Source organism: Sanguibacter sp. 25GB23B1 (genome assembly GCF_040012415.1).
In the GTDB taxonomy this organism is placed as follows: Bacteria; Actinomycetota; Actinomycetes; order Actinomycetales; family Cellulomonadaceae; genus Sanguibacter.
Genome location: NZ_JBDYKL010000014.1, coordinates 26,064 through 48,416, shown reverse-complemented (window position 1 = coordinate 48,416; position 22,353 = coordinate 26,064). Strand labels below are relative to the sequence as shown.

The window sequence follows — 22,353 nt, the reverse complement described above, 5'->3', positions numbered from 1 at the left end:
ACAGATGACTGCCAGGCGGCGGTGGGCAAAAGATCAAGGCACGCTTCACACGGGGGCCTCCGAAAGCCCTAGACTCGGGGCACACGCGCCGTTGCGCGTCGTTCTCAGACCGGGGAGGTCCCAGCGTAGTGAGTCTCCACTGTGAGGCAGACAGCCTCGACGACCTCTTGCACCACGTCTATTCCTACATCTTGAGCGAGGGACACTCGAGCACGAACACCCAGGGCAAGAGCCTGGAGGTGATCGGTGCCTCGCTGCTTCTGCGGCAGCCGCTAAACCGGGTGTCGCGGAGCGAGTCTCGCCACCGGGCCGTGAGTCCCTTGGCTGAGCTCTGTTGGTATCTAAGCGGCTCGAACCACGCTGCTGGAATTGTCCCGTACCTACCCGACTACCAACGCTTTATGGAGGCAGACGGGACGATTCACGGAGGATATGGACCTCGTTTGTTCGGCAATGGCGCGGACAACCAGGTCCACAATGCAATATCTCGTCTGCGAAAAGAGTCCTCCTCGCGCCGAGTCGTGATACAAATTCTCGATAAGACCGACATGCTCCAGACCCGATACCACGATATACCGTGCACCAGCACCGTGCAGTTCCTCATTCGAGACGAGGCCGTTCACGCTGTAGTCTCCATGCGATCGAATGACGCTTGGCTCGGGCTAGTGCACGATATTTTTGCCTTCACGATGCTCCAGGAGATTGTCGCCCGCGACCTAGGAAAAGCCGTCGGGAGTTACACCCATTTTGCCGCAAGCTTGCATCTCTACGCTAGTGCTCTGGAGCCTGCTCGCCAGTTCATTAGCGAGGGGCTCCAGTCGACCATGAACCCAATGGATCCGATGCCTGATGGAAGCCCGTGGCAAGGCATCGCAGAACTGCTTCGGGCGGAAGAGCAGGCCCGCAACGGGCGACTCGCCGACCAGATCGATCTGCCGGCACACCAATACTGGGCAGATCTCGCTCGCATTCTGTCCGCGTACAATCGCAAGCAGGCGGGCAGTGAAGACGAAGCGGACCGCCTCTACAGCGAGGTTACGCTTCAGCCTATGGCGGAATTACTTAACCGAAAGTACACGAGAGGGCGTCACTAGTGTTAGGAACGTTCGCAGCACTGACTGGGCAACTTGCACACGAGCCAATTGCAAGTGACGTAGTTTCCTGGGCCTCTCCCGTTCCATTTTTCGGCGATATTTCGCACGCGAGAATTGCCACCATTGGAATTAATCCGAGCAATCTTGAGTTCGTCGATGCATCGGGCAAGGCTCTCCGAGGTCACCAGAGGCGACTCGAGACCCTAGAATCACTAGACCTCAGCACATGGGGTGAAGCTGACGGACACACCGTCCGGGTCCTCGCCAAATCGTGCAGCAGGTACTTCCAGGCCAATCCATATCGCCGTTGGTTCGACGTGCTCGAGAAAGTTCTCTCGGTCAGCAGTCACTCATACTATCGAGGCAACCTGGCGGCACACCTAGACCTTGTCCCGTACGCTACAGGGACCAAGTGGGGGCTCCTTCCTCCTCTGGCCAGGAAAGTTCTTATTGCTCGCGGTCGCGCGACACTTATAGAAATGATCGCGACGTCACGGCTTGAGCTCTTGGTGCTTAACGGGCGGTCCGTGGTAGACGCATTCACTACGTCAACGGGGTCCGCGCTCGAGCCTGTAAATGTCCCTTCCCTGAACCTCCCCCGGAAGGATGGTAAGCCGGTCGTCGGCCTCCGATGGGATGGAATCATCACACACATCGCAGGTCGAGACTTAGGTCGAGAGATCAGAGTAGTAGGATTCAACCATAATCTGCAAAGTAGTTTTGGCGTCACCACCGCGGTGATGCGAGGCATTGGTGAGGAAGTAGGTAGGGCGATTGTCTAGCCGACCAGCGATTCGCGAGAAGGATCAGCCCCGCGCTGAAAAAATCCGAGAACAGTTGCTCCGATTTGAGGGCGACCATCGGGAACTGCGGGCTTTGCGAAGCGAACAGGTCAGGACGACATTCATCGCGCAAATAATCGACTCGGAGAGGCGCGTCGGTTTCATTTCACTCCTGAAATCACGGCCAGTGTCGGAAACGGCGCTCACTGCCCGCGGATTGTCATTCGATCCCCTACGGGGTGCGATCCTAAAGGCGCGGCAAGGGGAACACGACGAAGCTTGCTGGCTTGTGTTTCTCTCGGCCCACTTCGCCCGCAACCGGCGAACACAATGGCAGCTCTGTGGCGACTTCTACAACAAGTTGGGTGCCGGTGAGCAGTGGACCTGGGAAACTGTGTCGCGTAACCCTACTGCTGTGAGTAGTTGGCTCGATGCATACCGCGACGCACTACGTGCTGAAGGGGGGCGATTCGGAAATCACCGGAAGTACGAGAGTCTTTCCGGTGAGGCCACAGGGTACGCCATTGAGACCTATGTCGACTGGGTTGGTCGGAGCCACCGATCGCTTTATCAAAGTGCGGCTATTAGGACTGCAACGCCGCAGGAACGGTTTGGTTCCTTGTACCGTTCTATGGCGCAGGTATCTCGGTTTGGACGCATAGGTCGATTTGACTATCTGACGATGTTATACAAGCTCGACCTGGCTGACATCGTTCCTGACACGTGCCACTTAGATAGCGGTGCGACGGGTCCCAAGGCGGGTGCAAAGCTACTTTTGTACAGCACGCTGGAAGCGACAGTGTCTGTCCGCGAACTTGAGGCCGACCTCACTGCTTTGAGCACAACACTTAGCACGACCCCGGACGTCCTAGAGGACGCACTGTGTAACTGGCAGAAGAGCCCCTCCAGGTACGTCTTCTTTGCTGGCTAGGTGCTCGCTGGATCTACTTCTCGACGAGAGACGTCCCGTTCCATTGGTATCGACGTTTGAGCCGATTGAAGCGTTCGTGCGGAATAACGTTACGGTGCTGTAGTTGACCGATGAGTATTCCGGCGCTTACGCCTAGACGTTTCGCTGCTCGAATCACGTCTCGGTACTGGATGGGCTGCTCGTTTTCGAGTTGCGGGAACTCGCCAAATAATGCCAGGGTTGCGAATTCGTCGGCCTCAGCCTCGACCGCATCGCCGCTCTCATCGGCATCGCCGTCGATGAACGTCTCATCCAAGTCTGCGTGGCATAAGACGTGTCCTAGCTCATGGAAAAACGTGTACCAAAGGTGATCATCGCTGAGGTGACGGGCGCTCAGTTGCACCAAGGGTCTGCCGTGGATCCACCGAGTCGCGCCGCTTGCGCGGCATCCGTCGGGAGCGGGAACGACGACTACCGCAAGTCCTGCTTGGCTGCAGACGCTCTGTAGCGCGGGGATGAACTTGGCAGGGTCAGCCAAACGTGTCAGATTTCGGAGTTCGCCTAATCTTGCACGGAGCCCCGAGGGGGAGAAGTCAGAGGTTGTGGCGAGTGACGCAGCTGCTCGTTCGCCTGCACGGAACCAGACCAGTGTAGCGTTTTCTTCATTTGCGTATGTTGGTGATTTCCTGAAGTGTGCACCAGCGAATTGTGAGCAATACCGATTTTGCCACTCTTCGAAGTCCTCGACGCCGAAGAATTGAAGACACTCGTCAATCTCTTCGCGCCATCCTGAAGTGCGATCTATCCAACCGAAGTTGCGCATTTGCCGGAGCGGCAGGCTGCTTGACCACTCGGCTGCCATGACACGAATCTGGTCTTCGACATACTCAGCTTCCCTGGTGAGCCAGAAGCGGGTGGATGCACCTAGCGCGGCACTAAGCCTTGCAGCTCGATCGGCATTGATCCTGGCGTCGCCAATGAGAAGGGCTTCCGCCTCGGCAACGGGAGTCTGTAGGGCGGAGGCGAGATGCTCGACGCTGAAATCTCGCTCCGCCATGATAGTTTTTATTGTCGACCCAGGGGCCGATGCCCACCTGGGTGCGAGTCCATTTGTCATTGGAGTTCCACCTTTACAACCTTGACATACGACACCTTACTCCAATCGATACGCTCGTGCTCATCGAGCGGTGTTCGAAGGTGATTTGCGTGCAAGACAATCACCCCACGGGTGCCGATGTTGATTCGCAACTCTTCGTGGAAGCTTCCTTCAATTCTAGGACTGCCGGCGAGAAGGTCATCGTACGTGTCGGCCGCACTTAAATCCGCAAGTCGGTCACGGAGGAGCCCAGCGCGGTCCTTGCCCATTTGGGCGTCCGCAGCGCTTGGGTCTTCACATATGTCGCGGAGATGAGCACTGCTGAACGCGAGGATCATGGGCCCTTCCATGGCGATGAACAGCTTCTGTGTGAGCATAGCCCGGCTCCCGTATCGCGTGTGGAGACACACCGGACGCGGAGCCTGTGTAGGCACCGCCCGCGGACTGTCTAGCAGTGAACGCGCTTGCTAACTCTGGCGTGCGCGCGATCTCTCGTGCGGCAGTCGGAGCGCCCGAGGTGTCCGGTCGATCGTCCGCAGGAGGGACTCGACGACTTAGGGCGTGACTACGTCGTCGACGACCCCCATGCGGAGCGCGCGGACAAGGGGTTCATCGGCTGCGCGGTGAGCGATCCGGAGCCTGGGTCGGGGGTCGCCACCACCACCCGTGCGGACGTCGCGGTTTCGGTCTGGACGTACGGCCTCGGCACCCACGCGCTCACCGCCTCGGCGACTGACGTCGCCGGGAACGGTGGCGAGGGTGCCACCGAGGTGTCGGTCACTCCTGACCATCGTCGAGAGGTAGATCGCACAGCAGGTCGGCAAGGCCTTCACGGCCGAGGAGGCGCAGGTGCTCGCACCGCTGGTGGCAGCGCTGCGCTGAGGAGGCGGCGGACTGACTGGCTGGACAGTCGGCTGTCTCGCGGGCACCGTGAGCGGTCATACCAGTCGGGGAGAGCTGCCACGCCTGTGCGATGGCGCAGATTCTGCGCACCTCGGAGCCTGCTCGGATCACGACATGACGAGCCACCGCCGGCGACCGTCGAGTGACCTCCGTCTCGCCGCGCCCAGGAACACGACCTACGAGCCGGCGGTTGTCTCAACCATGACCCTCCCCCTCTCGATCCTCGACCTTGCCCCCATCGCCCCTGGCGAGACTGCGGCACAGAGCTTCGCGGCGTCCGTCGCACTGGCGCAGCAGGCCGAGAAGAGCGGCTACGAGCGCGTCTGGTACGCCGAGCACCACAACATGAGCTCCATCGCGTCGAGCGCGACCTCCGTGCTCATCGCTCACGTCGCGAGCCAGACGTCGACGATCCGTCTCGGCGCAGGCGGCGTCATGCTGCCCAACCACTCGCCCCTGACGATCGCAGAGCAGTTCGGCACGCTCGAGGCCCTGCACCCCGGACGGATCGACCTCGGGCTCGGACGTGCACCTGGCGGGGACCAGGCCACCTTCCGGGCGCTGCGCCGCGACCCTGCTGCATCGGACCAGTTCCCCCAGGACGTCGTCGAGCTCCAGGCCTTCCTCGCCGGCCAGTCGCGCGTGCCCGGCGTCACCGCCACCCCAGGCGCCGGCTCCCACGTGCCTCTCTACATCCTCGGATCGTCCACGTTCGGGGCGCACCTCGCAGCCGCCCTCGGCCTGCCGTACGCCTTCGCCTCCCACTTCGCGCCTGCTGCACTGCACGACGCGGTCGCCGCCTACCGGCGCGAGTTCCAGCCGTCGCCACAGCTCGAGCAGCCCTACGTCATCGCCGGGGTCAACGCCATCGCGTCCGACGACCGCGACGACGCCCACGAGCAGCACACGCAAGCCAAGCGCGCCCGCCTCCTGATGATGCTGCGCCAGAGCAGGCAGATCCCGATCGACCGCACCTTCACCGACGACGAGCTCGACCTCCTGCTCGACTCTCCGGCAGGAGCGCAGGTCGCGAGCATGGCGACCTACACCGGTGTCGGCACCGGCACCGAGGTCGCCGAGTACGTCAACGACTTCGCGTGCGCGGCCGACGCCGACGAGGTCATCGTGGCGCACTCCTCGCTGTCGACGTCCGCGCGCCTCAGGTCCGTCGAGCTCCTCGCGCACGCCCACGCCGCCATCTAGCCTGGCGTCACCGGCCGCCCACCGTCGGACCGGCGGTCTGTGACGGCAGAAGCGATCGGATCGGACCGCGATAGTCGGGTGCCGCTCGAGACGACCCGGGAGAGTGGATGTCGAAGGGGGTAGCCGTGATCGCCGAGCTGAACAGACTGGTCGAGCTGGTCGAGGACCGTCTGACCCTCGACCTCGACGTGGCTGGGGTGGCTGCCGAGCTCGGCACCACGGAGTACCACCTCCGGCGGATGTTCTCGTCGCTGGCTGGCATGCCGCTGTCGGAGTACGTCCGACGTCGCCGCATGGCTGTCGCGGCTGCAGACGTCCTCGGAGACGGGGACCTGCTGAGCATCGCGGTGCGGTACGGGTACGGGTCGGCTGAGGCCTTCGGTCGAGCGTTCCGGTCCGTGCACGGCGTCAGCCCTGGCGACGTCCGACGAGACGGTGGTCCCCTTCGCACACAACCGCAGCTCAGGTTCCGCCTGACCGTAGAAGGGAACATCACCATGCACACCCGCATCGCAGAGCGACCGGCGTTCCGGCTCGTCGGCCACGCCGCCCGCGTGCCTCTCGTCCACGAGGGCGTCAACCCGCACATCCAGGCACACATCGCTTCGCTGCCCGCGACCGAGCACGCTCGGCTCAAGGTGCTGAGCGACACCGAACCGGTCGGCCTGCTCCAGGTGAGCGCTGACGTCGACCCGGACTATTCCGAGGGCAGCGAGCTCACCTACCTTCACGGAGCTGCCGTCACCGAGAGCACCCAGACACCCGTCGATCTCGACGAGATCGACGTTCCTGCCGGCACGTGGGCGGTGTTCCGCACCGAGGGCGACTATCCGGCTGCTCTGCAGTCGGCATGGGCGGCCACGGCGACGGACTGGTTTCCGTCCAACCCCTGGCGACTGCGCCCAGGGCCGTCGATCGTCGCAGTTCTCGACCGCGCCGACGACTTCAGCACTGCCACCTGCGAGCTCTGGCTCCCTGTCGAACGCGCCTGACGGATCAGCCCGCCGGCGACGAGCCGCCGGGGCGCGCGCGGCCGTCAGGTGACGGGGAAGGGGGCCGTCGTGAGCTCCTCGGACACGTCCCAGATGCGGCGGGCCTCGTCCTCGCTGCGGAGGCGGGAGTAGAGCGTCTGCTCGGCGGGTGCACCGCCCAGGTGACCGGGGCCCTTGGGGCCGTAGAGCCGTCCCGCTCGGGCTTCGGGCGAGGTCGCTGCGTAGAGGGCGGTGAGCGCGGCGGTCTCCGGGGTGCCGACGAGGATGCCGCGGGAAGACAGCCAGCGGATCACACGCACGCTCCGGGTGTCGCCGGCGCGCCCGAGCTCGGTGCGGGCGGCCAGGAGGCTCGTGGGAGCGACGCCGGGGTGGGACAGGTTGCTGGTGATGCCCCACCCGTGGGCGTCGCTGCGTCGAGCGAGCTCGAGACCGAAGAGGCCGAGAGCGATCTTCGACTGGCTGTAGGCGCGCATGCCGTCGTACGAACGCTCCCAGCCCAGGTCGTCCCAGTTGACCGCACCCTGGTTCGCCGCGACGCTGATCTGCGACGTGACGCGCGCGCGACCGGCGCGGAGCACGGGGAGAAGGTGCGAGACCAGGGCGACGTGGCCGAGGTGGTTGGTGCCGAGCTGGAGCTCGAACCCGTCGACGGTGCTCTGCCGGTCGGGTGGGGTCATGACGCCGGCGTTGTTGATGAGCAGGTGGACAGGGTTGCCCTCGCTGCGCAGGATCTCCCCGAAGGTCGCGACAGACTCCAGGGACGCGAGGTCCATCTCGTGCAGCGACACGGACGCGGCCGGAACGGTCTGGCGGATGGTCGCGATGGCGGCCTCGCCCTTGCGCAGGTTGCGGACGGGCAGCACGACGTCGGCGCCAGCGGTGGCCAGCCGGGTCGCGATGCGGAGCCCGATCCCGTCGCTGCCGCCGGTCAGGACCGCCCGCTTGCCGGTCAGGTCGGGGACGGTGATGTCGAGAGGTCTGCGTGTCATCGGTCTGCTCCAGGTCGTGGTGGTGCCCCAACGGTCGCGTGGACGGGGATCCTTAGCCAGGGCTCGTCAGTCAGTGGTTGCCGGACCGGCCGCCCTGTAGAACTGTGGGGACGACCCGAGGAGGGTGCATGACGATCGACCGACCCGGGCTGGCGGAGTTCCTGCGCAACCGCCGTGCGGCCCTGCAGCCCGAGGACGTCGGGATGCCGCGCGGCCGACGCCGGCGGACCCAGGGCCTGCGCCGCGAGGAGGTCGCGGTGCTGTGCCACATGTCGACCGACTACTACGCCCGTCTGGAGCGCGGCACCGGGCCGCAACCATCGGAGCAGATGATCGCCTCGATCGCGCAGGGGCTGCACCTGTCCATCGCCGAGCGCGACCATCTGTTCCGGCTCGCCGGACACCATCCTCCCGCCCAGGGCGCACCGAGCGAGCACGTCAGCCCCGGCTTGCTCCGCATCCTCGACCGGTTGGAGGACACGCCCGCCGAGATCGTCACCGAGCTCGGCGAGACTCTGCGCCAGACGCCGCTGGGCGTCGCGCTCACCGGGGACACCGCGAACCTGACCGGGCCGGCCCGCAGCATCGGGTACCGCTGGTTCACCGACCCGTCCAGCCGGCAGCTGTACGCACCGCAGGACCACGCCTTCCTGTCCCGGCTCTGGGTCTCCGGGCTGCGCGAGGTCATGAGCAGGCGCGGCCGGCTGTCGCGCGCCGGCCAGCTCGTCGACGACCTTCGTGGACGGAGCGAGGAGTTCCGAGCCGTCTGGGAGCTGCAAGAGGTCGGCCTACGGCCTCCCGAGGGCAAGCACTTCGTCCACCGGGAGCTCGGCACCCTGCATCTCACCTGCCAGACGCTGATCGACCCCGCCCAGTCCCACTCCCTGCTCGTCTACACCGCGGTCCCCGGCACGGAGAGCCACGAGAAGCTCCAGCTGCTCGCCGTCGTCGGCGCGCAGCCGCTCGCCTGACCCGGCCGACGGTGACTGCGCAGTCCGCCGACGTCAGCGGACAGGTCAGGCTGTGTGGAAGCGGTCGTAGAACGCGCGGGGGGTCCTGGGCCAACGAGGTCTTGACCATCGCGCTCCACTCGTCGACGACCACCTCGAGGTCGCCGGCCTCGACGGCGTCCAGCGTCGTGCGGACGACCACCGCGGGATCCGGCATCCCATGAACGCCATTCGTCACGCCCTCGGTCGGTCACATCGAAAGGCTTCCGGTTCGTTCCCGTCTCGTAGCCGCATGCTTCGTGACGCGACGTGTGGCGACATCTCGTCGTCGCATGTCTCTAGGAGTCGTCGAGCCCAGCTCCACGATCTTCCGTGATGTAGCGCGCCGGGACGTGGTCGGCGAGCCAGACGAGCTCGTTGCCCGCATAGAAGGCCACGCCGTCCCGCGCGGCGGCGGCCGCGTCGACCACGAGCATGACCGGGCTCGCGCTCTTGCGGTGGCCGACCGACGACGCGGTGTCGCGGTCGACGGAGAGGTGCACGAACTGTCGGCTCATCGGCAGCAGCCCGTCCGCCTCGATCGTTGACCAGGTGCGCGGCGCGGTGCCGTGGAACAACCGGGCCGGTGGGACGGCGGGGTGTTTCAGGACTCCGCCGGTCAGGGAGTGGCCGTAGAGCGCCCGGATCCGATCACCGTCGAGCTCGTGACGACGCTTGGCCGCTGCCGTGAGCATCTGCTCCAGCGAGGAGCGGTCGACCGACTCCCACCCGCCACCCTTCTCGCGGAGAGAGTGCAGGAGCTGGTCGACAGACGTCCAACCCTCCTCGTCCAGCTCGATCTCGTACACCCACGGCTCGTGGCGCAGCGCGTGCGAGACGGCCCGGCTCAGGTCGGTGTCGGTGATCGTCATGGGGCCAGGGTATCGGCGGCATGCAGCGCGTCGAGGGCCTTCGAACTCTGGGCGGCGGGCGCGGGGATCGACACCTGACAGGGCCGCCGCTTGCGAGACACGCGGTGCGGCGCAGTCGGGTCGCGTGCATAGAGAATCCTGATCGGTTCCCCTAGCCTCATGAGCACGGGTCGTGCCAGCGGGCAGCTCGGAGTCCCAAGGGAGCGAATCAGTGGATCCTCGAACGCGCGGCCTTTCCCTGCTTGCCCTCGTCGCACTGGCGGTAGGCGGGTGTTCCGCTGGGGTGGAGTCAGGCCAGACGTCAGAGGCCTCTGGGGGAACGATCGAGCTAGCGGTGTCGGAGACGTGCGCTGAGGGTTCGGATCCGCAGTGCGTTCCGATCGACGGTCAGTACGTGATGAGTCCGGCGGCTTTCGAGTCGGCGACCGTCGACGAGGCTGCTGTTGCCAAGAATGAGGGGCAGAATGCAGTCGATCTGACGTTCACTGATGATGGGGCGGCGGTTCTGAAGTCGCTCACGGAGGAGGCCGTCCAGGACGGAGGCGATGCGCGCCTCGTCCTGAGGATCGGTGATGAGATTCGGTCGGCTGTGGCGGTTCCAGAACCCGTCATGGGTGATGCCGTGACGATTCCACTGTCGTCCGCCGACAGTGCTCAAGAAGTCGTGGACATGATCCTCAACGACTGATAGCTCACGTCGCCTGAGACCAGTTGTCACCTCTTCGTGCAGCGGTCCCGTTCGATGGCGAACGGATGCCGAGCTGGGTGTCTATCAGTCGACGCTCAAGGTGAGCGCTGTGCGCAGCTCGGCTCGGGCTCGGGCGTACCTGCTGCGGGCAGTCGAGGGATTGAGCCCGACGATGCGTGCGGCTTCGGTGAGGGTGAAGCCGTCCCAGTGCACGAGTCGAACCAGCTCGGCCAGATCGACCGGCAACCGGTCGACGGCGTCTCGGACCTCCGAGCCTACGACTGCTGAGGATTCGTGGGTGGCCGGCGTCTGCACCGCTAGCCGCGCCCGCAGCTGCTCAGCGAGGCGCAGGCGGCGCACCTGGCCGCGCTCGTGGTTGGCCATGACGCGCCGTGCGACCCCGAACAGCCACAAGCGCGCCTCGAGCTCGTTCGCGGGGACGTCTGCCACGCGGCGCCAGGTCGTCGTCATGACCTCGCCGAGCAGGTCCGCCGCTTCCTGCGGTGCGCGTCGTTGGAAGTGGCGCAGGAGGTCCGCCCCGTTGGACGTGAGGATTGCGGTGACGTGGGCTTCGTGGGCGCGGTTCACCACTGTGCCCCAGGGCAGGAAGCCGCGCCATCGTAGCTCTCTGCCTCAAACCCGAGGCGCGCCAGCTCGGCAGTCATCAGGTCGGCGACGGCGACGTTCATCGCCATCCGATACTCCTCGTCGGCGGGGAAGTAGTAGTCGGTGCCGTAGCTGGCGTCCACCTCGGTGCCGTCCTCCAGCACCGCAACGGTGGTGTCCGCACGCATTCGCTGAATCTCCGCTTCGACCTCGGCCTGCGCGACGACGTCCGTCTCATCGAACCAGCTGCGAATCGCCTCGTCGGCGGCAGGGTCGATGCCCTGGATATTACCCAGCTGCTCCTCACACACTGCGCCGCTGGGCAGGGTGTACGTGAAGGCGCCGTTCGCGTCGTCAGTCCACCAAGGCTCCCAACCGCCCCAGGTGGACGCCGCCGCCGCGCCGACGCCACCTAGCCCGAGCAGGACGACTGCACCGACACCGGCAACGCGGCGGAGGGCCCGTGGCGGAGTAGTTCTGCGGGCATCCAGACGCGCCTCGGCGACCATCGGCACTAAGAACGTGTCGAAATCATCGGGCACCACCGTCGGCGGCACGGACAGGGCAAGGCGGTCGTCGAAGGAATCCGGCTCATCCGCGCGAGGCGCGCTCTGCTCGAGGTTGCTCATACCTAGTACATGTCCGGGAGGTAGCCAAACGTCCACGAGCCCTCCCATCCTTTGCTAGCGCGAGAGACGCTGCTGTCCCTCGTCGGCCGAGCCGGTGCTTACTCCGCCGCCCGTCAGTCAGGGTCGCGAACACGCTCGCTACAGTGACCGCGTGAGCGAAACGAGCGAAGAGTCCCGGCGCGTCAGCTTCGGTCCCCGTCCGGACGAGAGTCCCGGGAGGCTCGGCCTCATCGAGGCGAAAGTCATATCTGAGGGCGCTGTGGTCGATGTGATCGAGAAGACGAAGGACGTCCTCCGAGCAGTCTTGTCCATGACCTTGGACGAGCTGCGCTCACCGAGTACCGGAACGGCTCGCCTGCCGGAATGGTTCGTGGCTGCATGCTCACCCGAGCGCCCCCCGGAGGCGGTCGAACAGTGGAACGTGTGGTGGCGCGGCCTCGACCTGGAAGCGCGGGCCCGGGCTGAGGACGAGAGATCTTGGACTCTTGCTGACTGGCTGTACTGGATGGAGCCGGACGAGCGTCAGTGGTTTTGGTGGGACGCCCGCATCGACGAAGACGGCGGGGGCACAGTCCTCGTGGAGGTTCTGGGGTGGCCTTCCCCCACGGGTGCTCTGCAGTGGTTGCTGCGCGCGGCGGGAGCGTCATCGGTCCACTTCGCTGACACCGAGTGACTGCGATCATGCCGTGCCTGCTCCGACGGCTTGGCCACAGCTGGCGGCGCGGGATAGGAATCTGTGAGGCATGCCCCGGCTCCTGAGAAGCGGTCCGATGATTGCCTCGCAACGCATGGGTTGCGAGGCGTCTCGTCGGTACACGCCGGCCTCGACGCTGCCGATGGTCGGCGGTCGTTTCCGTCGCAGATCATCCGCCATCAGAGCCGGTTCGAGCTCATCGAGAGGGCAGACTCGGTCCCATGAAGCTCCCGTCCCAGGTCGCCGGACTCACCACGCAAGAGGTCGGGTTCTTCGACGTCGACCATGAGCGACTGGCCACGTGGCTCCAGGCCGAGCTCGGCGAGGGCTGCACGGCGAGCTCGCCGGGGTGGGCCTCCGTCGTGGAGGCAGGTGCCGCGCTGGGTGGACCTGGACCCGTCACCCGCCGCGCGTGCATCAAGGTCGGCGCCTGGTCCCTCATCCTGACGGACGGCCCCCGGGGAACAGATGTAGGCGGCTTGCCGATTCACGTCCCCGAGGTGTTCTCGCGCCGCGCGATTCGCGCAGTGTGTGTCGACGACGACGGGCCCGGGTACCCCGCACGCATCCTCGTCGTTCACGGCCCGGACGGAGAAACCCCGCTCAACGTCGAGCGCTCGATCGCCGCCGCTCACGACGGAGGCAGATGGGTCTTCGAGACCAGCGGCACACCGTACGACTTCGAAGACCTGACTGCATACCGGCACCGGCTGAAGAAGCGCCGCTTCACGAGCGAGATGCTCTACGACTACCTCCGCCGCTTGAGCGTGCCTGTCGACACCGAACCGGACTGGTCCAGCACGATCCTGCTCGAGCTGACCCTGCTCAGCCCTGAACGGTGACGTCAGCCGAAGAGATCCACACCCCCTCAAACCCATGGGTTGGAACACGTCTCGTGTGTGCAGTTCGGTCCCTGGCCGTGTGACTCGCATCGATATGTCGTGGTTCCCGCGCCGTTCGATGTCGCATGTCTCGGCCGGAGGGTGAGGGCGAGCCGCAAGTCTCCGGTCGGGGCTCAAGCCCATCGTCGTCGGTCATGTGGCGGACGTCGCCGAACTGGTGCGTGAGGCGCCGCTGTCGTCAGGTTGTCCAGGCTGCGGCGATACTGCGGTCGACGACGCGTCGCCACCCTGCGGGGGCTGACGGGTCGTGGCCTGCGGTTCCTGCCATCCACAGCACCGTCATGAGGTCGTCGGCGGTGAAGTCTCGGGAGAGGGCGCCAGACGCGTGGGCGTCGTCGATCAGATCCTGACCGAGCGCGGTCGACCGATCGCATGTTTCGATGAGCGAGGTTGCGTTCGGGAAGCGACGGAGCATGGCATCGCTCAACGCCGGATCGCTGAGCTGCAGGTCGATCATCCCCGCGATGAACGCCTCCAACCGTCCGCGAGGCGATGGCTGGCTCAGCGACTGCTCCTTGAGTGCCAAGAGCTTCTCACCGGCGACTGCGGGGACCACGGCGTCGATGAGGGCCTCCCGGGACCCGACCCGGTTGTAGAGCGTCCCGATGCTCACGCCTGCCTCGCGAGCAATCTCTTCCAGCGGGGCGGAGAGCCCACGGCGCGCGAAGACCGTCAGTGCGGCGGCGCGCAGCCTCTCGACGTTGGCTTGGGCGTCTCGGCGGAGGCCGTTGGTACGTGTCATGACGACTCCGTTGGATATTGAGGGCGACCTCAACATGTGATGTTGAGCAACTTGAGGACGACCTCAATCTAACCCACCCCTGCGACGCCTGCGCGCCGCCGGGACACGAAAGGACGCATCATGCCTCGCATCACCATCATCGGAGCCGGCCCCGGGCTGGGGCTCGAGATCGCCCGCGCCTTCGGACGCAGGGGGTTTCACATTGCTCTCGTGGCGCGCACCCAGACCAGGCTCGACTCCCTCGTCCAGACCCTCGTGGGCGAAGGAATCACAGCCCACGGGTTTGCTGCCGACATCAGCCGACCGGACACCGTCACGACCGCCATTCGAACGATCAGGGACACGCTCGGCCCGATCGACGTGCTCGAGTTTTCGCCGGCAGACCCGTCCCTCGGGCACGTGGACGTCCTCGATGTGACGATGGAGAACCTGCAACCGCAGATCGACTTCTATCTCGGAGGCGCCCTCAGCGCTGTCGGGGCCGTGCTGCCGGACATGATCGCGGCCGGCGAAGGCACCGTCCTCGTCACTACCGGTGGCGGCTCCATCAACCCGATGCCCTTCCTCGGCAACGTGAACATCGCCGCAGCGGGACTCCGCAACTGGACCCTCAATCTGCACACCGCGCTCCAGTCGAAGGGCGTCTACGTCGCGCACATGGGAATCACCGCGCTCATCGGAGGCGGCCACCCCGACGCCGAGCCCGATGTCATCGCCGAGGCGCTGGGACGGCTGCACGACGAGCGTCGGCAGCCCGAGCTGCACTACGTCGCCTACAGCGGCTGACGCAGACCACGCTAGGGAGACACGATGAAACTGATCATCTTCGGCGCCACCGGTCGCACGGGCATGCACCTCGTCGAACAGGCACTCGCCGCAGGGCACGATGTGGTGGCGTTCATCCGCAATCCGGCGAAGCTCGACCTGCGCCACGAACGGCTGCGGGTCGTGCGAGGCGAGCTGACCGACGCGGTCGCCGTTGAGGACGTCGTTCGCGGTGCCGACGCCGTGCTCGCCACCCTGACCCCCAACCTCGTCGGCGGATCCAAGGACATGCCCGTCGCGGCGGGAACGCGCAACATCGTGGCCGCGATGCGCAGACATGGGGTCCGCAGGCTCGTCTTCAGCTGGGGGCCGAGCATTCTGGTTCCCCGCAATCCGCTGATGCGCGCGTTGAGCAGGGCGAGCTACGCCCTGCTCAGGTTGGGGCCCGAGTCCACAGAGGTGGGCGAGGCCATTCGCGGCTCGGATCTCGACTGGACGACCGTGGTCGTCACGATGCCCCACGACAAGCCGGGATCGGGAAGCGTCAGAGTGCGCACGTCGACCGGCGCAGGAGACCGGGTCCGGTGGCGTATCTCTCGCGCCGACCTCGCGGGGTTCATGCTCGCTCAGGCCACTGATCCGCGATACGCCCAGCAAGAGCTGCGGATCAGCAACTGACAGCTGCCTCGCGTGCTGCCCCCGCGGGCGGCACGGCCCGCGAGCGGCGGCGGCCGATCTCCTCGGCGGTGCCCGACATCGCGCAGTGGGTGCGGCTGGCGTCCGTCAACGACCACCCATGAGAGAGTCGCTGTGCTCGCACTGTGGATCGGCGTGTCGTGTCTCGCGGCTCGAGTCCGACACCTACGTACCGCTAGGCACGGTGACTGCACAACCGCGACAGACCTTGATCGGACTCGCACGCGTCTCGACCCGCGAACGCAGTTCGCCGATCAGACGCCGGCCATTCCGGGGACCTCGAAGGACGTGTCCTCCGTCGACGGCGTGCGACAGTATCCGGCGGGCGTCGTCCCGCTGCTCGAACCCGTGTGAGGACGGGAGAGCAACGGCTGCAGAGTGATCGGATCCGCCAGGTGCGCCTCCGCAACCGATGCCCTCGTCGTCTTCGTGGAGTCCCGGCCATCTTCTCGAGCGCGCTGAGACACACCTGAGATCGCGATCTCTCAGCTCAGGCGCTCCCACATCCGCGGTTCGGCGACTCTAGACAAGGCAACGTTCCTGAGGCAGGATCTCCCCAGAGATCGATCTCTGGCAGCACCGCCGCTGCCAAGTCCGGGGGGATGAGATGCATGGGCGATGACGCCTTCGGCTACGTGCTCGGCCACCTGCGCGTCCACACCGGCGAGCGCACCGACCCGCGAGCGCACACCAAGATCGGCCAGCGCCCGCCCTGACGCGCACCGGACGGGAGACCCCGTTCAGCCGCCCGCCCCGACGAGGGCCCACACCGCCGCGGTCGCACCGACCGTGCATGAGAGAGGACATCACCGGAATGAGAAGACGAGCACTCGTGGTGCGAGGCGGGTGGGACGGCCATCAGCCTGAGGCCGCGACCGACCTGTTCGTGCCCTTCCTGTGTGAGCAGGGTTTCGAGGTCGACATCGAGAAGGACAACGAGGTCTACGCCGACGCCGCACGGATGGCGGAGGTGGACCTGGTCCTGCAGTGCGTGACGATGTCGGAGATCAGCGGACCGGCTGTCGCGGGCCTGCGCGCCGCCGTCGCTGCTGGGACGGGGCTCGCCGGCTGGCACGGAGGGATCGCCGACTCGTATCGCAACAGCTCGGACTACCTCCAGCTCGTCGGGGGCCAGTTCGCCACGCACCCGGGCAAGCACCCCGAGGAGCGGAGCGGGGACGAGACCGACAACTTCCTCACGTACACCGTGTCCGTCACGGACGAGGGTCGAGCGCACCCGATCATGGCGGGGATCAACGACTTCGAGCTCGAGACAGAGCAGTACTGGGTGCTGCACGACGACCTCGTCGACGTCCTCGCGACGACGACGCACCCCGTCCAGCCGTGGCACCCGTGGCACCGTCCCCTCACGTCGCCCGCCGTCTGGACCCGGCTCTGGGGCGCGGGACGCATCTTCGTGGCCACCCCCGGGCACTCTCCCGAGGTCTTGGTCGACCCGAACGTCCGCACCATCGTGGAGAGGGGGCTCCTGTGGGCGAGCCGCACGGAATCGGAGTAGTCGGTCTCGGTGTCATCCTCGACGCCTACCTCACCACGCTGGCGGAGCACCCCGGTGTTCGCATCGCCGCGGTCGCCGACCTCGACGCGTCGCGCGCCGCCGAGGTCGCCGCCCGGCTGCCCGGCACGCGCGCGAGCTCGGTCGACGAGCTGCTGGCCGCGGACGACGTCGAGACCGTCCTCGACCTCACGACGCCCGGCGCGCACGCCCAGATCGCGCTCGCGTGCGCGCGCAGCGCCAAGAACCACTACGGCGAGAAGCCGCTGGCTGCGACGCTCGCGGACGCTCGCGCGGTCGTGCAGGCCGCCGGGGCGGCAGGCGTGGGGCTCGGCTGCGCCCCCGACACCGTCCTGGGGACCGGCGTTCAGACCGCTCGAGCTGTCGTCGATGCCGGGGACATCGGTCGGCCCACGGCCGCGGTCGCGACCTGGGTCTCGCCCGGGCACGAGGCGTGGCACCCGAACCCGGACTTCTACTACCGCGCCGGTGGCGGGCCGCTGCTCGACATGGGTCCGTACTACCTCACGAGCCTCGTCCACCTGCTCGGTCCCGTCGTCGCCGTGAACGGTGCCGCGGGCCGGCTGCGCGACTCCCGGACCATCGGCTCGGGCCCGCGCGCGGGCGAGGTCATCCCGGTCGAGGTCGCGACGCACGTCGCCGGGACACTCGAGCACGCGGGCGGTGCGATCTCCACCGTGACGGTGAGCTTCGACGCACCGGGCACCCGAGCGCGCCCCATCGAGGTCTACGGCGAGGAAGGCGCTCTCGCGGTGCCCGACCCCAACACGTTCGCCGGCGACGTCGAGCTCCTCACCCGCGGCGGGACGTCCTGGGAGCTCGTCGCGCCGCGGGCCGGCTTCGTCGAGTCGTCCCGCGGGGTCGGCCTGCTCGAGATGGTCGGGGCCGCCGGCCTCGGCGGTCCACCCGCGGAGGCCCGGGCGAGCGGGGCGGTCGGTCTGCACGTCATGGAGATCATGTCGGGGCTGCTCGAGTCCGCGAGCACGGGCCGCCGGACGGCGATCACGAGCGTGCCGGCCCGTCCCGACCTCGTCCCCCTGACCGGCGTCGAGACGTGGAAGGTGCACGCATGACGACCGACCACCGGCGAGGGACGGCGACGGTCCACCTCACCGACACCACCGGGGAGCCGCTCGCCCACCGAGACGTCACCGTCCGCCAGGTCCGGCACGCGTTCGAGTTCGGCTGCGCCGGTTTCGAGGTCGCCGACGCGTCGCCGGAGCACCAACGGCTCTGGCTCGACCTCTTCGACACGGCGACGCTCCCCGTCTACTGGGGGCGCTACGAGCCCGAGCGCGGCACGACGAGGCACGACACCCTCATGGCCTCGGCGTGCTGGTTCGCCGACCGGGGCGTGCGGCTCAAGGGGCACCCGCTCGTCTGGCACACGGTCAAGGCGCCGTGGGTCGACCAGCTGCCGCTCGCCGAGGCCGAGGAGCTGCTGCGCGGGAGGGTCCGCCGCGAGGTCGCCGACTTCGCCGGGCTCATCGACACGTGGGACGCGATCAACGAGGTCGTCATCATGCCGCGGTTCACCAACGAGCCGGACGGCGTGCCGAACGCCATCACGCGGATGTGCGCTGCAAAGGGCCGCGTCGAGATGGTCCGCCTCGCCGTCGACGAGGCCCTGGCCACCGGTGCCACCCCGACGCTCGTGCTCAACGACTTCGACCTCGGGCCGGAGTACGAGCAGCTCGTCGAGGACGTGCTCGCCGCCGGTGTCCGGATCGACGCGATCGGCCTGCAGTCCCACATGCACCAGGGCTTCCGCGGCGAGGACGAGCTGAGCGAGATCTCCGACAGGTTCGCCCGCTTCGGTCTGCCGCTGCACTGGACCGAGACGACCCTCGTCTCCGGCGACCTCATGCCCGCGGAGATCGACGACCTCAACGACCACGTCGTCGACGACTGGCCCAGCACCCCGGAGGGCGAGGCGCGGCAGGCCGAGGAGATCGTCCGGCAGTACACGACGCTCGTCGAGCACCCGGCCGTCGCGTCGGTGACGTACTGGGGGATCGGGGACGCCGGGGCCTGGCTCGGCGCACCCGCCGGGCTCGTCCGGGTGGACGGCACCCCGAAGCCCGCGTACCACGCGCTGCGCGACCTCGTCCGCGGCGCGTGGTGGCTCGAGCCGACCACCGTCCGGACCGACGGCGACGGCCGGTTCGCCCTCGCCGGCTTCGCCGGGTCGTACGCCGTGGACGTCGACGGCACGAGCGCCACCGTCGACCTCGTCGCCGGTCAGCAGGAGCGCGTCCTCGAGGTGGCGCTGTGAGCGACGCCTCCGGCCTGCGGCCGCCGTGAGGCGCCCGCGACGACCCTGACCCGCACCGGCACCACCGCGCGCCGCAACCGGCACCACCCCGAGCAGGACCCGGCACGACCGCATCCCAGCACGGCACCGCAACCCGATCTCAATGAGGAGAATCATGGTTCCCGTCACGCCCGCCCGACCCCCGCGACCGACGCTGCTGCGCAGGAGCGCCGCGGTCGCCGCCGTCTCGGCACTCGCCCTGGCCGCCTGCTCCGACAGCGACGGAGGGGAGAGCTCCGCCGCTGGCGAGCCCGTCGACCTCACCTGCGCCGTGGAGGACTACGCCGCGGACGAGCAGTTCACCTCTCCCGAGCCCATCGAGGTGAGCATGCTCTGGACCGACTGGCCGGAGACGCCCGTCGCGGACTCCTGGGAGATCTTCGACGAGATCGAGGAGCGCACGAACGTCCGCATCACCACGACCCACATCCCGTTCAGCGACGCGCTCGAGAAGCGCGGCCTGCTCATCAGTGCCGGGGACGCCCCCACGGTGATCCCGCTCGTGTACACGGGGGACGAGCGCCAGTACGCCGCGTCGGGGGCCGTGCTCCCGCTGAGCGACTACGTGGAGTACATGCCGAACTTCCAGAAGTACGTCGAGGAGTGGGACCTCACGGAGATGATCGACAACCTCCGGCAGTCCGACGGCAGCTACTACATGACGCCGGGCCTCCAGGAGGTCTCGGTGCCGGCGTTCTCGCTCATCATCCGCAAGGACATCTTCGACGAGGTCGGTGCCCCCGTCCCCGAGACGTGGGACGAGCTGCGCACGGGGCTCGAGCTCATCAAGGAGAAGTACCCGGACAGCCTGCCGCTCGCGGACGGTTTCGAGGGGCAGTCGATGCTCAACTATGCGTCTCACGCCTTCGGCACGGTCGGCGGCTGGGGCTTCGGGAACGGCATGTTCTACGACGAGGCGGCGGGGGAGTTCGTCTACGCGGCGACGACCGACGGCTACAAGGACATGCTCGAGTACTTCCACGGGCTCGCCGCGGACGGCCTGCTCGACACCGAGTCGTTCACCGCGCCGAACGACGGCACCGGCACCGTCATCGAGAAGGTCGCTGCGGAGGACGTCTTCGCCGCCTCGGGAGCGTCCGGGACGGTCCAGGAGTTCGCTGCCGCGCTCGACGCCGCAGGCGTGACGGACTACGAGCTCGTGCAGATCGCCCCTCCGGGTGGTGACGCCGGGCAGGTCGTCGAGCCGCGCAACTTCTGGAACGGCTTCATGATCACCGCGCAGGCGGCGGACGACCCGAACCTCTGCAGCACGATCCAGTTCCTCGACTGGCTCTACTACAACCCCGAGGCGCGCGAGCTCGTCCAGTGGGGCGTCGAGGGCGAGACGTACACCAAGGCGGAGGACGGCACGATCACCCTCGACCCGGAGTACTCCTACGACGCGTACAACATCAACACGGAGACGGGGACCACAGACATCAAGAAGGACCTCGGCTGGGGCAACGACGTCCTCGCCGGCGCGACCGAGTCGCGAGACCTCAAGGAGTCGTACAACCAGCCCGAGTTCGTCAGCTACGTCGACACGGTGCTCGAGAGCAGGACACCGCGCGATCCCTTCCCGCGGGCGCCCCTGAGCGAGGCCGACCTCGAGCAGGCGTCGCTCCTCGGGACCCCGATCAAGGACTCGGTCGACACGGCGACCCTGCAGTTCATCCTCGGTGACCGGGACCTCGCCGAGTGGGACGACTTCGTCACGCAGCTCGAAGGCCAGGGCCTGGCCGGCTACGTCGACCTCATCAACGAGGCCAAGGACAGCGCCGGCGACAACGGCTGACCAGTCCCTGGCCAGTGTCGACCAGGCCCGTCGGGACGTCCACCTCGTCGCCTGACGGAGGGCAGACGTCCCGACGGGCCCCTGACGAAGGAGCGAGTCATGAGAGTCATCCGTGAACGGGCACCGGTCGTGCCGGAGCCCGCCACCGCTGAGGTCACCACCGCCCCACCAGGCACTGACGGGGCACGAGGGCCGGCCGGCCCTCCGTCCGGTCAGGGCACCACATCCTCGCGCCGAGCGCTCCGGGTCCCGTGGCGCCTCGCGCTCCGGCGGGACTGGCCGCTCTACGCGATGGCGCTCGGCCCCGTCCTGTTCCTGCTCCTCTTCCGGTATGTGCCGATGCTCGGCAACGTCATCGCCTTCCGACGGTTCCGCCCCGGCGGGAGCATCTTCGGCGACGAGTGGGTCGGCCTGCGCTACGTCGAGCTGTTCATCAACGACCCGACGTTCTGGAAGGTCTTCACCAACACCGTCGTGCTCGGCGGGCTCACCCTGCTGTTCTGCTTCCCGTTGCCGATCATCCTGGCGCTCATGCTCAACGAGGTCCGCAAGCGGGCCTTCAAGCGCACCGTCCAGTCGATCTCCTACCTTCCGCACTTCCTGTCCGTCGTCATCATCGTCGGCATGACGATGCAGATCCTCTCCGTCCAGGGCACCGCGAACCAGATCGTCACGGCGTTCGGCGGGGACGCGATCCCGTTCCTCCAGCGCCCCGAGTGGTTCCGGACGATCTACGTCGGGACGGAGATCTGGCAGACCGTGGGCTGGGGCACGATCCTCTATCTCGCGGCTCTCACCACGGTCGACTCGAGCCTCTACGAGGCTGCGCGGATCGACGGCGCCAACCGCTGGCGCCAGACGTGGCACGTGACGCTGCCGGGCATCCGCCCCACCATGGTCACGCTCCTCATCCTCAACATCGGCTCCTTCCTCAACGTCGGGTTCGAGAAGGTGCTGCTGCTGTACAACCCGTTGACCTACGAGACCGCGGACGTCATCTCGACGTACCTGTACCGCGTCGGTCTCGTCGCGAACAACTTCAGCTACGCGGCAGCGATCGGCCTGTTCCAGGCGATCATCGGCCTCGTGATGGTCCTGAGCGCGAATCTCATCTCGCGCCGAGTGGTAGGAGCGAGCCTGTGGTGACCCAGAGTG

The 22,353-nt window shown here is 66.9% G+C and carries 22 protein-coding genes; 15 read left to right on the top strand and 7 right to left on the bottom strand.

Annotated elements, in window-relative coordinates; genetic code table 11:
- Window positions 1–128: 128 nt before the first annotated feature.
- A complete protein-coding gene (locus ABKW26_RS09865; RefSeq protein ID WP_348593186.1) occupies window positions 129–1,094 on the top strand; it encodes a thymidylate synthase in 966 nt (321 codons plus the stop codon).
- 774 nt (window positions 1,095–1,868) lie between these two features.
- A complete protein-coding gene (locus ABKW26_RS09860) occupies window positions 1,869–2,807 on the top strand; it encodes a hypothetical protein (RefSeq protein WP_348593184.1) in 939 nt (312 codons plus the stop codon).
- 13 nt (window positions 2,808–2,820) lie between these two features.
- On the opposite strand, the gene ABKW26_RS09855 is transcribed toward ABKW26_RS09860, so the two are convergent.
- Both ABKW26_RS09855 and ABKW26_RS09850 read right to left on the bottom strand, forming a co-directional pair.
- Window positions 2,821–3,843: an ImmA/IrrE family metallo-endopeptidase gene (locus ABKW26_RS09855; protein ID WP_348593182.1), complete on the bottom strand. Its 1,023-nt coding sequence runs from the start codon at window positions 3,841–3,843 to the stop codon at window positions 2,821–2,823.
- A 56-nt stretch (window positions 3,844–3,899) separates the two neighbouring features.
- Window positions 3,900–4,259, bottom strand: a complete 360-nt coding sequence (locus ABKW26_RS09850; RefSeq protein WP_348593180.1) for a hypothetical protein — start codon at window positions 4,257–4,259, stop codon at window positions 3,900–3,902.
- A gap of 727 nt (window positions 4,260–4,986) precedes the next feature.
- Here ABKW26_RS09850 and ABKW26_RS09845 point away from each other — a divergent pair.
- A complete protein-coding gene (locus ABKW26_RS09845) occupies window positions 4,987–5,988 on the top strand; it encodes an LLM class flavin-dependent oxidoreductase (RefSeq protein ID WP_348593179.1) in 1,002 nt (333 codons plus the stop codon).
- Between the two features lie 125 nt (window positions 5,989–6,113).
- Window positions 6,114–6,980: an AraC family transcriptional regulator gene (locus ABKW26_RS09840; protein WP_348593177.1), complete on the top strand. Its 867-nt coding sequence runs from the start codon at window positions 6,114–6,116 to the stop codon at window positions 6,978–6,980.
- Window positions 6,981–7,024: 44 nt separating this feature from the next.
- On the opposite strand, the gene ABKW26_RS09835 is transcribed toward ABKW26_RS09840, so the two are convergent.
- Window positions 7,025–7,969 (bottom strand): SDR family oxidoreductase, encoded by a 945-nt coding sequence (locus ABKW26_RS09835; RefSeq protein WP_348593175.1) that lies wholly within the window; start codon window positions 7,967–7,969, stop codon window positions 7,025–7,027.
- A gap of 128 nt (window positions 7,970–8,097) precedes the next feature.
- Here ABKW26_RS09835 and ABKW26_RS09830 point away from each other — a divergent pair, with 128 nt between their 5' ends.
- Window positions 8,098–8,940 carry a helix-turn-helix transcriptional regulator gene (locus tag ABKW26_RS09830; protein ID WP_348593173.1) on the top strand — a complete coding sequence of 281 codons (843 nt, stop codon included), beginning with the start codon at window positions 8,098–8,100 and terminating at the stop codon, window positions 8,938–8,940.
- A 317-nt stretch (window positions 8,941–9,257) separates the two neighbouring features.
- Here the strand turns inward: ABKW26_RS09830 and ABKW26_RS09825 are convergent, their stop codons facing one another.
- Complete coding sequence (locus tag ABKW26_RS09825; RefSeq protein WP_348593171.1) at window positions 9,258–9,830, bottom strand: RNA 2'-phosphotransferase; 573 nt, start codon at window positions 9,828–9,830, stop codon at window positions 9,258–9,260.
- A 211-nt stretch (window positions 9,831–10,041) separates the two neighbouring features.
- Here ABKW26_RS09825 and ABKW26_RS09820 point away from each other — a divergent pair, with 211 nt between their 5' ends.
- On the top strand, window positions 10,042–10,518 hold the full coding sequence (locus ABKW26_RS09820) for a hypothetical protein (RefSeq protein ID WP_348593169.1): 477 nt from the start codon (window positions 10,042–10,044) through the stop codon (window positions 10,516–10,518).
- 84 nt (window positions 10,519–10,602) lie between these two features.
- Here the strand turns inward: ABKW26_RS09820 and ABKW26_RS09815 are convergent, their stop codons facing one another.
- Together ABKW26_RS09815 and ABKW26_RS09810 are read right to left on the bottom strand one after the other, a co-directional pair.
- Entirely contained in the window at window positions 10,603–11,106 is a 504-nt protein-coding gene (locus tag ABKW26_RS09815) for a sigma-70 family RNA polymerase sigma factor (protein ID WP_348593167.1), read from the bottom strand.
- Window positions 11,103–11,753 (bottom strand): hypothetical protein, encoded by a 651-nt coding sequence (locus ABKW26_RS09810; RefSeq protein ID WP_348593165.1) that lies wholly within the window; start codon window positions 11,751–11,753, stop codon window positions 11,103–11,105. The genes ABKW26_RS09815 and ABKW26_RS09810 overlap by 4 nt, the downstream gene beginning before the upstream one ends.
- 151 nt (window positions 11,754–11,904) lie before the next feature.
- On the opposite strand from ABKW26_RS09810, the gene ABKW26_RS09805 reads away from it, so the two are divergent.
- A complete protein-coding gene (locus tag ABKW26_RS09805; protein ID WP_348593163.1) occupies window positions 11,905–12,426 on the top strand; it encodes a hypothetical protein in 522 nt (173 codons plus the stop codon).
- A 242-nt stretch (window positions 12,427–12,668) separates the two neighbouring features.
- Entirely contained in the window at window positions 12,669–13,289 is a 621-nt protein-coding gene (locus tag ABKW26_RS09800; protein ID WP_348593161.1) for a hypothetical protein, read from the top strand.
- A 238-nt stretch (window positions 13,290–13,527) separates the two neighbouring features.
- Here the strand turns inward: ABKW26_RS09800 and ABKW26_RS09795 are convergent, their stop codons facing one another.
- Window positions 13,528–14,091, bottom strand: a complete 564-nt coding sequence (locus ABKW26_RS09795) for a helix-turn-helix domain-containing protein (protein ID WP_348593159.1) — start codon at window positions 14,089–14,091, stop codon at window positions 13,528–13,530.
- Between the two features lie 120 nt (window positions 14,092–14,211).
- Between ABKW26_RS09795 and ABKW26_RS09790 the strand changes: the two genes are divergently transcribed.
- From ABKW26_RS09790 to ABKW26_RS09760, 7 genes are all read left to right on the top strand, one after another.
- A complete protein-coding gene (locus ABKW26_RS09790) occupies window positions 14,212–14,877 on the top strand; it encodes an SDR family NAD(P)-dependent oxidoreductase (RefSeq protein WP_348593157.1) in 666 nt (221 codons plus the stop codon).
- A 24-nt stretch (window positions 14,878–14,901) separates the two neighbouring features.
- Window positions 14,902–15,534, top strand: coding sequence for an NAD(P)H-binding protein (locus ABKW26_RS09785; protein ID WP_348593155.1), 633 nt, complete (start codon window positions 14,902–14,904; stop codon window positions 15,532–15,534).
- A gap of 832 nt (window positions 15,535–16,366) precedes the next feature.
- Window positions 16,367–17,071 (top strand): ThuA domain-containing protein, encoded by a 705-nt coding sequence (locus ABKW26_RS09780; RefSeq protein ID WP_348593153.1) that lies wholly within the window; start codon window positions 16,367–16,369, stop codon window positions 17,069–17,071.
- Window positions 17,044–18,162: a Gfo/Idh/MocA family oxidoreductase gene (locus tag ABKW26_RS09775; protein WP_348593151.1), complete on the top strand. Its 1,119-nt coding sequence runs from the start codon at window positions 17,044–17,046 to the stop codon at window positions 18,160–18,162. Before ABKW26_RS09780 ends, ABKW26_RS09775 begins: the two co-directional genes overlap by 28 nt.
- A complete protein-coding gene (locus tag ABKW26_RS09770; protein ID WP_348593149.1) occupies window positions 18,159–19,364 on the top strand; it encodes an endo-1,4-beta-xylanase in 1,206 nt (401 codons plus the stop codon). Before ABKW26_RS09775 ends, ABKW26_RS09770 begins: the two co-directional genes overlap by 4 nt.
- A gap of 154 nt (window positions 19,365–19,518) precedes the next feature.
- Window positions 19,519–21,198, top strand: a complete 1,680-nt coding sequence (locus tag ABKW26_RS09765; RefSeq protein ID WP_348593148.1) for an extracellular solute-binding protein — start codon at window positions 19,519–19,521, stop codon at window positions 21,196–21,198.
- Between the two features lie 99 nt (window positions 21,199–21,297).
- The gene (locus ABKW26_RS09760; RefSeq protein WP_348593146.1) at window positions 21,298–22,344 is read left to right on the top strand and encodes an ABC transporter permease subunit; all 1,047 of its coding nucleotides are present in this window, start codon (window positions 21,298–21,300) and stop codon (window positions 22,342–22,344) included.
- The last annotated feature ends 9 nt before the right edge of the window (window positions 22,345–22,353 follow it).